Origin of the sequence: Pluralibacter sp. (genome assembly GCF_019237635.1) — a bacterium.
Taxonomy (GTDB): domain Bacteria; phylum Pseudomonadota; class Gammaproteobacteria; order Enterobacterales; family Enterobacteriaceae; genus Enterobacter_B.
Map to the genome: position 1 here is coordinate 55,149 of NZ_JAFAGS010000047.1, position 9,428 is coordinate 64,576.

At 53.1% G+C, this 9,428-nt stretch carries 8 protein-coding genes, 1 tRNA gene and 1 pseudogene; 7 read left to right on the top strand and 3 right to left on the bottom strand.

Annotated elements, in window-relative coordinates; genetic code table 11:
• Positions 1 to 26: 26 nt before the first annotated feature.
• The 4 genes from fimC to sfmF are packed head-to-tail and all read left to right on the top strand — an operon-like array spanning position 27 to position 4,842.
• The gene (gene fimC / locus JO226_RS05420; protein WP_293494356.1) at positions 27 to 719 is read left to right on the top strand and encodes a type 1 fimbria chaperone FimC; all 693 of its coding nucleotides are present in this window, start codon (positions 27 to 29) and stop codon (positions 717 to 719) included.
• A 20-nt stretch (positions 720 to 739) separates the two neighbouring features.
• Positions 740 to 3,298: a fimbrial biogenesis usher protein gene (locus JO226_RS05425; protein ID WP_293494359.1), complete on the top strand. Its 2,559-nt coding sequence runs from the start codon at positions 740 to 742 to the stop codon at positions 3,296 to 3,298.
• 16 nt (positions 3,299 to 3,314) lie between these two features.
• On the top strand, positions 3,315 to 4,307 hold the full coding sequence (gene fimH / locus JO226_RS05430) for a type 1 fimbria D-mannose specific adhesin FimH (RefSeq protein ID WP_293494398.1): 993 nt from the start codon (positions 3,315 to 3,317) through the stop codon (positions 4,305 to 4,307).
• A gap of 16 nt (positions 4,308 to 4,323) precedes the next feature.
• Positions 4,324 to 4,842 (top strand): fimbria assembly protein, encoded by a 519-nt coding sequence (gene sfmF / locus JO226_RS05435; protein ID WP_293494361.1) that lies wholly within the window; start codon positions 4,324 to 4,326, stop codon positions 4,840 to 4,842.
• Between the two features lie 44 nt (positions 4,843 to 4,886).
• Here the strand turns inward: sfmF and fimZ are convergent, their stop codons facing one another.
• Together fimZ and JO226_RS05445 are read right to left on the bottom strand one after the other, a co-directional pair.
• Positions 4,887 to 5,519 carry a fimbria biosynthesis transcriptional regulator FimZ gene (fimZ, locus tag JO226_RS05440; RefSeq protein ID WP_293494363.1) on the bottom strand — a complete coding sequence of 211 codons (633 nt, stop codon included), beginning with the start codon at positions 5,517 to 5,519 and terminating at the stop codon, positions 4,887 to 4,889.
• Between the two features lie 769 nt (positions 5,520 to 6,288).
• Positions 6,289 to 6,999: a hypothetical protein gene (locus tag JO226_RS05445; RefSeq protein ID WP_293494365.1), complete on the bottom strand. Its 711-nt coding sequence runs from the start codon at positions 6,997 to 6,999 to the stop codon at positions 6,289 to 6,291.
• A 359-nt stretch (positions 7,000 to 7,358) separates the two neighbouring features.
• Here JO226_RS05445 and JO226_RS05450 point away from each other — a divergent pair.
• Together JO226_RS05450 and JO226_RS05455 are read left to right on the top strand one after the other, a co-directional pair.
• Positions 7,359 to 7,435: transfer RNA gene (locus tag JO226_RS05450), tRNA-Arg, on the top strand.
• 160 nt (positions 7,436 to 7,595) lie between these two features.
• Positions 7,596 to 7,836: pseudogene (locus JO226_RS05455) on the top strand (Arm DNA-binding domain-containing protein); the annotation flags it as partial.
• A gap of 95 nt (positions 7,837 to 7,931) precedes the next feature.
• On the opposite strand, the gene JO226_RS05460 reads toward JO226_RS05455, so the two are convergent.
• The gene (locus JO226_RS05460) at positions 7,932 to 8,372 is read right to left on the bottom strand and encodes a hypothetical protein (protein ID WP_293494367.1); all 441 of its coding nucleotides are present in this window, start codon (positions 8,370 to 8,372) and stop codon (positions 7,932 to 7,934) included.
• 246 nt (positions 8,373 to 8,618) lie between these two features.
• On the opposite strand from JO226_RS05460, the gene JO226_RS05465 reads away from it, so the two are divergent.
• On the top strand, positions 8,619 to 9,428 hold an 810-nt coding region (locus JO226_RS05465), incomplete at its 3' end, for an IS5 family transposase (RefSeq protein ID WP_293494369.1).

Here is a 9,428-nt window from a genome sequence, read left to right on the forward strand (position 1 = left end):
AATATAAAATTACAGGGTTTACGGTTATGAATCGTTTATTCAACGGGGTTATTGCGTTGTCGCTATTGTTGCTAACGTTTGCGCTACCGGCGCAGGCGGCGGGCGGTATCGCGCTGGGGGCAACCCGCGTTATCTATCCGGCGGATGCAAAACAGAGCGCGCTGTCGCTGAGCAACAGCAATCCTCAGGAGCGTTATCTGATCAACGCCTGGATTGAAAACGCCAGCGGTCAGAAGGAGAAGACCTTCGTTATCACGCCGCCGCTGTTCGTTAGCGAGCCGAAAAGTGAAAACACGCTGCGGATTATCTACGCTGGACCTGCGCTGCCGAGCGATCGCGAATCCCTGTTCTGGATGAACGTGAAGGCGATCCCCTCCGTCAATAAAGCGGATGCCGACGGCAAAAACGTACTGCAACTGGCGATTCTGTCGCGCATTAAGCTCTTCGTTCGTCCGAAAAACCTGCCGCTACAGCCGACGCAGGCGCTCGACCAGCTGAAATTTACCCGGGCGGGCAACGCGGTCAGCGTCAGCAATCCGTCGCCGTATTACATCACGCTGGTGAATCTGCAAATCGCCGGACGCAAGCTTGATAACGTGATGGTGGCGCCGAAAAGTAGCGCCAGCGTGGCGGTTCCCGGCGACCTTCAGGGAGCGCTGAGCTGGCAGAGCGTGAATGACTATGGGGCGATTACGCCTGCACGCCGCGTGAGCCTGTAATGCCAGCCGGGAAAACGAACATGACAGCCCATCACTGGCCTGCGCTTCGGCTACTGGCGCTGGCGCTTTCCGGCGCCTGGTTCTCTTCGTCCGTGTGGGCCGAGAGCTACTTTAATCCGGCATTTCTGTCCGACGATGAAGCTGGCGTGGCCGATCTTTCCCGTTTTGAGAAAGGCAACCAGCAGCCTGCGGGCGTGTACCGGGTGGATATCTGGCGTAACGAGGAGTTTATCGGCGCGCAGGATCTGGCGTTTACCGCCGCAGAGGTCAAGCATCCGGCGGCAGGCGGTCTGGCGCCGTGTATTACCCGCGCGCAACTGACGCGTCTTGGGGTGAATCGCGCGGTGTTTCCGGCGCTCGCCGACTACGCCGCCGACGCCTGTGTTCCGCTGGAAACGGTGATTCCGGGTAGTGAAGTGGCGTTTGATTTTGCGGCGATGAAGCTCAGCATCAGCCTGCCGCAGGCAGCGATGTTTAACAGCGCCCGTGGCTATATTCCGCCGGAAGAGTGGGATGAAGGGATAGCGGCTGCGTTGGTGAACTACAGCTTTAGCGGCAGCAAGGGCACGAACGACGACAGCTATTTTCTCAGCCTGCAAAGCGGGCTCAACTATGGTCCCTGGCGGCTGCGCAACAGCGGTACCTGGAACTACTCCCGTAACGATGGTCAGTATCAGAACAGCTGGAACAATGTGGCGACCTGGCTGCAGCGCGCCATCATTCCATGGAAAAGCGAGCTGGTGCTTGGCGACAGCAATACCGGCAGCGACGTGTTTGACAGCGTCGGCTTTCGCGGTGGGCGTCTCTACTCGTCTGACAGCATGTACCCCGACAGTATGCAGGGGTTCGCGCCGACGGTGCGCGGTATCGCCCGAACGCCTGCCAAAGTGACCATCCGGCAGAACGGGTTCGTGGTGTATCAAAGCTACGTACAAAGCGGCGCGTTCGCCATCAGCGATCTTAACCCGACCTCCTCCAGCGGCGACCTTGAGGTGACCGTCGATGAAAAAGACGGCAGCCAGCAGCGCTATACCGTGCCGTACTCCTCTGTACCGCTGCTGCAGCGCGAGGGCCGAATGAAATACGATCTGGTGGCGGGCGACTACCGCTCAGGGAACAGCGACCAGTCCACACCGTTCTTCGCCCAGGGGACGCTGATTGCCGGCCTCAACGGCGGGTTTACGCTTTACGGCGGCACGCAGTTGTCGGAGCGCTACACGGCAGTCGCCATTGGCGCGGGGAAAAACTTCGGCGACTGGGGGGCGATATCGCTGGATGTCACTCATGCCCGCAGTCAGCTGGCGGACGACAGTCGCCACCAGGGGCAGTCCTTACGCTTTCTGTATGCCAAATCTCTGAACAGCGTTGGCACCAACTTCCAGTTGCTGGGGTATCGCTATTCCACCGAAGGGTTCTTCACCCTGGATGACACCACGTGGAAAACCATGAGCGGCTACCAGTACAGCGATAACAAAAACGATAAAGACGGCGTGCCGGATATCATCAGCTACCACAACCTGACGATGAACAAAAGAGGGCGTTTTCAGGTCAACGTGTCGCAGTCGTTGGGGAGCATCGGCTCGCTGTATGTCTCCGGGAGCGAGCAGAGCTACTGGGGCACCAGCGATACCAATACCTGGTATCAGCTCGGGTATTCCGGCGGCTGGCGCGGCGTCAGCTATTCGCTGTCGTGGTCATGGAATCGCTCGGTCGGCATTCCGGGGACCGAGCGCATCGTCGCATTTAACCTGTCGGTTCCGTTCAGTATTTTCAGTCCGGGGGAAGGGGCGCTGAACCGCGCCTACGCGACCTTTGCCGCCAGCCGCAACAGCAACGGCGATGACAGCTGGCAGAGCGGCGTGAGCGGAACGCTACTGGAGGGTAATAACCTCAACTACAGCGTGACCCAGGGCAACGCCAGCGGCCGTGGAGCGACAGGCAGCGCCAGCGCGAACTGGCAGGCGACCTATGGCACCCTCGGCGCGGCCTATAACTACGACCGCGACCAGCATGATTTCAACTGGCAGGCGGCGGGCGGCATTCTGGCTCACGCTGACGGCGTGACCTTCAGCCAGCCGCTGGGCGATACCAATGTGCTGATTAAAGCCCCGGGGGCCACCGGCGTTAGCGTGGAAAATCAGACGGGAGTGAAAACCGATTGGCGCGGATACGCGGTGATGCCGTACGCCACGGTCTACCGCTACAACCGCGTGGCGCTGGATCCGAACTCCATGGGCAACAATACCGATATTGAAAACAACGTCAGCAGCGTCGTGCCGACCGAAGGGGCCGTCGTGCGCGCCGCGTTTGATACCCGTATTGGCGTGCGGGCGCTTATCACCGTCCGCCGTGGCGCGCAGCCGGTGCCGTTTGGCGCCATCGTGCGCGAAACCAGCCGGGGGATAACCAGTATGGTTGGCGATGATGGGCAAATCTACCTGAGCGGTTTGCCGCTGCGCGGCGAGCTGTTAATCCAGTGGGGCGAGGGGGCCGGGGAGCAATGCCGCGCGCCGTACACGTTGCCCGAAAAGAGCCTGCAACAGGCCATTACCCTGACGGAGGTTCGTTGTGATCGCTAATGCAACCACTTTATTCTTGCGCCTGTCGGCCTTGTTGCTGGCGCTTTCGTCGACCCAGGTCTGGGCCACCGTGTGCTACAACGAAAAAGGGGTTGCTACGGATGTGTTCTATGACTTAACCGACACCTTTACCAGCGCGAACAATCAGGTGGGACAGATAGTCACCCTGAGCAATAAATCCGGCTGGGTCGGTGTGAACGCCGTTTGCCCGAGCGGTACCCACGGAAGTTCGACAATGCGCAGCTACGTGACGGATTTTCAGGTCACCAGCACGGACGGTAAGTTTCAGTATTTAAAGTTAAATGACTACCTCGATGGCGCGATGCAGATAACCGACAGCTATGCCGGAACTTTCTGGCCGCCAAGAAATTATATCCAGATGGGTAACGACGCGAATGTGCCGCTGCAAAAACCGTTTGGGGTTCAGGATTCCAATCTGGTGTTTCGCCTGAAGGTGACTAAGCGTTTTATCAATATGGTGGTGATTCCCCGGCAAACGATGTTCCGCGTGTATGTCACCACCACCAGGGGCGACCCGCTGACCACGCCGGTTTACACCATCAGCTACAGCGGAACCATTAACGTTCCGCAAAACTGTGAAATTGATGCCGGTACCGTCGTACGCTTTGATTTTGGCGACATTGGCGCGTCGCTGTTTAGCGAAGCCGGGGCGGGCAATCGCCCGCAGGGCGTGGCGGTGCAGCAAAAAACGGTGGGCATCAAATGTACCAACGTGGAGGCCCAGGCTTACCTGAGCATGCGCCTTGAAACCAGCAGTGTGCAGGGGAACGCGATGGTCTCTGATAACCCGGATCTTGGGTTTATCGTTGCCGACAGCAGCGGCAACCCGCTCACGCCGAATACCATCAGCAGTAAAATTCCGTTCCGTCTGGATGCCAGCGCTCAGGCGCGGGTCGGCATTCGAGCCTGGCCGGTCAGCATCACCGGTAAGAAACCGGCGGAAGGGCCGTTCACGGCCCGCGGCTATCTGCGTGTTGATTATGATTAAAGAAAGGATGAAGGTGATGTGGATAGCGAGGGGCATCATGCTGGTAGGAATAGCCGCCGCGCTGCCCGCACTGGCGGACACACCGCTAGGACAGGTGAATATTGAGCTCACCGGCAACGTGGTGGATTTCACCTGCGTTGTGGAGGGCGGCGACAGCGATAAGTCAGTACCGCTGGGGCGCTGGCCGACGAAACAGCTGCGGCAGGCCGGAAGCACCACGAATGTCGTGCCTTTCACACTTCGGCTTACCGGATGCCCGCCGGGTGCAGCGTCGATTACCTTTGCCGGTAAAGCGGATGGCGCAGATCCGACGCTGTTGGCGCTCAACGCCAGCAGCAGCGCCAGCCGGGTTGCCGTTGAGCTCCGCGATAACGATCGCAGCCGCCTGCCGTTACAGCAGGCAAGCCGCGACGTAGCGGTGGATGCGCAGGGGAATGTCACGCTGCAGTTTTATGCCAACTATATTGCTACCGCAGACGATCCACAGGCAGGGAGCGCTGATGCGGATGCCACCTTCATGATTAATTATAATTGAGCCGTATTTTCCACCGGGCGCGTACCGACGTCGAGGGCCGAGGGTTAAAGTAATTCATGCGCTTTCGCATAATCGATAAGCTCAACGATCGTGCGCACGCCCAGTTTGGAAAATATATTAGACTTATGCGCGCTAATGGTTTTGTTACTTAATAATAATTTGTCCGCAATTTCTTTGTTGGTTAAGCCATTGGCCAGATAGCGTAATACCATCACTTCCCGGTTGGAAAGTGGAAGTTCCGATTTTTCGCCACGGCGAATGTGGCTACGGCTCAGTGCGCTAAGCGTATCTGTGGGAAAAAAAGAATATCCTGATAACAACATTTCAACGGCTTTATATATATCGTTTTGATCTTTCCGCTTACTGACAAAACCATTCGCCCCAGCGCGGATTGCGCGGCCTGCATAGAAATTTTCCGATTTAGATGAGAGAAAAAGAACCTTGGTTCTTCTGTTTATCTCATTGATTCTTTTGAGTAAAGAGAATCCATCTGTACCAGGGAGTTCAACATCAAGGATGACCAGGTCGGTCGGATGCTTGCGAACATGCTCAAGGACTTCGCGACCATTACCCGATTTAAGTACCACCTGAATATTTTTATTTTTCTGCAAAAGAATCTCTATCGACATTCTGACGATGGGTTGTTCGTCCATAATAATGACGGAAGATGGTTTCATAATCTGTTCCTCAGATTTTATATAACGCCATGCTGAGTCTTGAAGAAGTCACGTTCGGCAGAAGAGCTTCCGGAGCGCGAAGCGTGTTTCCCTGGATATTGTAAGTGTATCCCTGGTTAAGCGTGTGTTGGTCGATGAACGTAAAGGTAATCAATGAGCAATTATTTGAGTATTAAACGTTTAACGGCGTTGATTATACCGTCTAACGTTTTGCGTAAAAGCCTGTAAAGTTCACAAAGCGCTTTACTAATTATGATGTTCTGAGTAAGACAATTTAGGAAATTTCGTATGGATACTCTTTCTGGTTATTTTTAATATGACGGTATTTAATTCTTATTTAATTATTAAAAACAAAATTAACAACCATGTGTTTATCATTTGTTAATTATATTACCAAATATAGTTTTTCCTGACTAACAGACAGTTATCATCAGAAAATCCTTCTCTATCGCACGTTTTGAGGGGGGAAACTCGGTCTTTTCCTGGCGTAACGACGTTGAAATCAATTTAGAATAATATTCTGTTGGTAAGAGAAATGCGCCGGGGGAAATGGCGTGCTGCTCATCTTCCATTTGGGTCAATGACCGACGATCCTCGCGGGTAAACCGGTTATGAGTGGAACATACCAGTCGCAGGTCGCTGTGTGGTTGTTTATCACGGCGGGATTGCCTTTTTAGGAATAGTTGTAATTGTTTTTTAAATGTTGCAAATTTACCATTTTTTAACATAAAAATAAGTAATTTCCTAAATTCAAGTAAGAATTAACAAGTTAGTACGGTGTATTTTCACAAGCGTGATTATTCACTTGTTGCAAAAGACGCAGCAACTGTTGACGTTGATTATATTTTAGCCGCGTTAAAATGCAGCTGAGTCGATAAATGATTCGGTGGTACGGTCGCTGCTGCTCGCGGGCAATTTCCCGTAACGTTCGCCCTTGCGCCAGTTGCAGCAAAATGCCCCATTCGCGGGCATTAAAATCACCTCTGGCCGTCGGTGTGTCTGAGGCTGTTGGCGTCTGGCGTATGGCATCAATCACCGCATGACGCCTGAAAATTATGCAGCGGCAGGCGGATTTGACGAAATGCTGAACGTCCTGCTGTGATGTAGAAAGCAGCAGTGTGACGACGAGGCCTGGCGTATATTTTTGCTGTTGCCGAATGAGATCAAGCGTGGTTAATAGTGGCTGCGCCAGGCCCTCCGGGTCGACAATCAGGCTGACGGGAGCGGTATGCTTTACATTGGCAAAGGCGTCCGCGAGCGTGTCGTAGATGCGACAGAGGCTTAACGGCGCCGCACTATGGCGCATTCCGTATATAAGATAGCGGTCGTGTGTGACCAGCACCGGGTCGGCGGTGTGCTTCGTCAGGCCAGCGGCAGGGTTGAAGAGGTCGGCGCTTTCAATCAACGCAAAGTGAGGTAAGGGGAGCTGGTAGCCCTGTTCCTCCGCTATGTTTCGTCTTCGCCTTTCCCTGCGTCTCACCGTGCGCATTCCTTCCCTCACAGCACACCCGGTAAATTCTCCCGGGCCTGGGATGGTGCTCCGCCAGGAGGGATAAATCTTACCTGATTTTTCTGCAGTTAGCGGAAAACTCGCCGCTATTCTTCCCAATAAAACACGGGTTTAGTCATTGTTGATGAGAGCCTGCCACGAGGGTACCAGGCGGAGCTTAAACTGGGGGGAGATATTTCTTAGTCATTGGAAGGGAAAAGTGACTAACGTTTAAGCAGTTGATGTTGTTCAAACCCAAAGTACGACGGGATGCCGGGAAAAGGCATTGACTCGCCAGTGTGGGACCGTATAATTCCTCGCGCTTCACCCCGTGAAGTTCTCTTCTGTGTGCGCCCTTAGCTCAGTTGGATAGAGCAACGGCCTTCTAAGCCGTGGGTCACAGGTTCGAATCCTGTAGGGCGTGCCAAATTCACTTCTTCCAACCTCCAGTGAAGTCTGCTAAATCCAGTAATCATGCGTCTTTTGACCGATTCAGTGTCTCATATGCTCTACTTGCGTTGATCTCTATTCTCGAATGGGGGCGTTATTGGGGGCATTCTCAGGTTCAATAAAGTCGATGCCCCCAAATGAAATTGACAGCTACAGGAATTAAAGCGGCAAAACCGAAGGAAAAAGCCTACAAACTGTCAGACGGCGGGGAATGTATCTTGAGGTTTTCCCCAATGGCACCAAAAGCTGGCGCATGAAATACCTGGTCGGCGGTAAAGAAAAGCGGGTTGTTTTCGGTGTATATCCCCCGTCACCCAAGCTGAGACCAGAACAAAGCGTGATGAAGCGAAAAGGTTGCTTGCTACTGGTGGCGATCCTTTACCTATGCAGTAATTACAGGAAGGGCGGAGCATAACCCGTGGTCGCTCGCTAAGGTTCACGCTAACCCGCGATGAACCTTTTTTAATGGTTAATTATGGCGCTGGGGCTGTCATTTCCTGCAATGCCTGATTGGCAGCGCTTTCAATTTTTTTGCAGAAATTATTACTATTGGCTGGGCATTCATTCCTTGCATTTTTGATAATAAGGTCTAAATCATCATAGTTAACGCTGGTATCGATATGATTAAGTACCCACGTTTTAAAATTTTTATCTTGGTTGGTTATTTTCTCCAGTTGCGCTGTATCTCCCCATTTGTGGGCGAGCAAGTTAACCACGGTAGCTGACATTCCTTCTGAAATATAGCCATCATCACATTGCCTGAAGTGGCTGTAAAATGAATTAACGCCCGTCCAGTTATGTATTTTACTGGCTGCGGTGTCGGCAGTGTCCATTTCCTCCACAGTGGAGCAATCAGTCGCAAATACACTGCCAGATAAAAATAATATAGCTATGAATGCCGAAATTATTTTCATATCAGGTTCATTCCCGGTGGGATGTACATATTCTCATATTTCTACGTTGTGCTTATGGCTGCACTACCGCTGTTGTTTGATACGGCTTTCGTTGAAAGCGAAGAGGTCGCTATGTGTTCTTTGATTTTCTCACTGGTACGGATACCACTTCACATTTTCAAGCAGCATGGGCTTTGTTGAATAAATCGAACTTTTGGCAAACGGCAGGATCAGATCACGGATTATCCTGATAATACAGGCAGTGCCGTGGCAAAGCAGAAGTACAAAATCACCAACTGGAAGACCTACAACAAAGCCCTCATTCATCGAGGCTCCGTCACTTTCTGGCTGGACGACGAAGCCATTCAGGCGTGGTACGAGTCAGCAACGCCCTCATCACGAGGCAGACCTCTGCGTTATTCAGACCTTGCCATCACGACCGTTCTGGTCGTTAAGCGCGTTTTCCGGCTGACCCTGCGGGCCGCACAGGGCTTTATTGATTCCATTTTTGCCCTGATGGGCATTCCTTTGCGCTGCCCGGATTACACCAGTGTCAACAAACGAGCGAAGTCGGTTGATGTCAGTTTTAAAACACCCACCCGGGGTGAAATAGCGCATCTGGTGATTGATTCCACAGGGCTGAAAGTCTTCGGTGAAGGTGAGTGGAAAGTGAAAAAGCACGGCAAGGAGCTGCGTCGTATCTGGCGAAAGCTGCATCTGGCCGTTGATGCACAAACACATGAAATTATCTGCGCAGACCTGTTGCTGAACAACGTGACCGATGCAGAAGCCTTCCCGGGGCTTATCCGACAGACGCACCGGAAAATAAAGGCTGCGGCGGCAGACGGGGCTTACGATACACGGTTATGCCACGACGAACTGCGTCGCAAGAAAATCAGTGCCCTTATCTCTCCCCGGAAAGGTGCGGGATACTGGTCAGGTGAATATGCAGACCGAAACCGTGCAGTGGCGAATCAACGGCTGAGCGGGAGCAATGCCCGGTGGAGATGGACGACAGATTATAATCGTCGCTCAATAGCCGAAACGGCAATGTACAGGGTAAAGCAGTTGTTCGGC

Bases quoted from the DNA above. Each gene is read 5' to 3' on its own strand.
- JO226_RS05460 (WP_293494367.1), bottom strand. From the start codon at position 8,372: ATGAAAATAATTTCGGCATTCATAGCTATATTATTTTTATCTGGCAGT.
- fimZ (WP_293494363.1), bottom strand. From the start codon at position 5,519: ATGAAACCATCTTCCGTCATTATTATGGACGAACAACCCATCGTCAGA.
- sfmF (WP_293494361.1), top strand. From the start codon at position 4,324: ATGTGGATAGCGAGGGGCATCATGCTGGTAGGAATAGCCGCCGCGCTG.
- fimC (WP_293494356.1), top strand. From the start codon at position 27: ATGAATCGTTTATTCAACGGGGTTATTGCGTTGTCGCTATTGTTGCTA.
- JO226_RS05425 (WP_293494359.1), top strand. From the start codon at position 740: ATGACAGCCCATCACTGGCCTGCGCTTCGGCTACTGGCGCTGGCGCTT.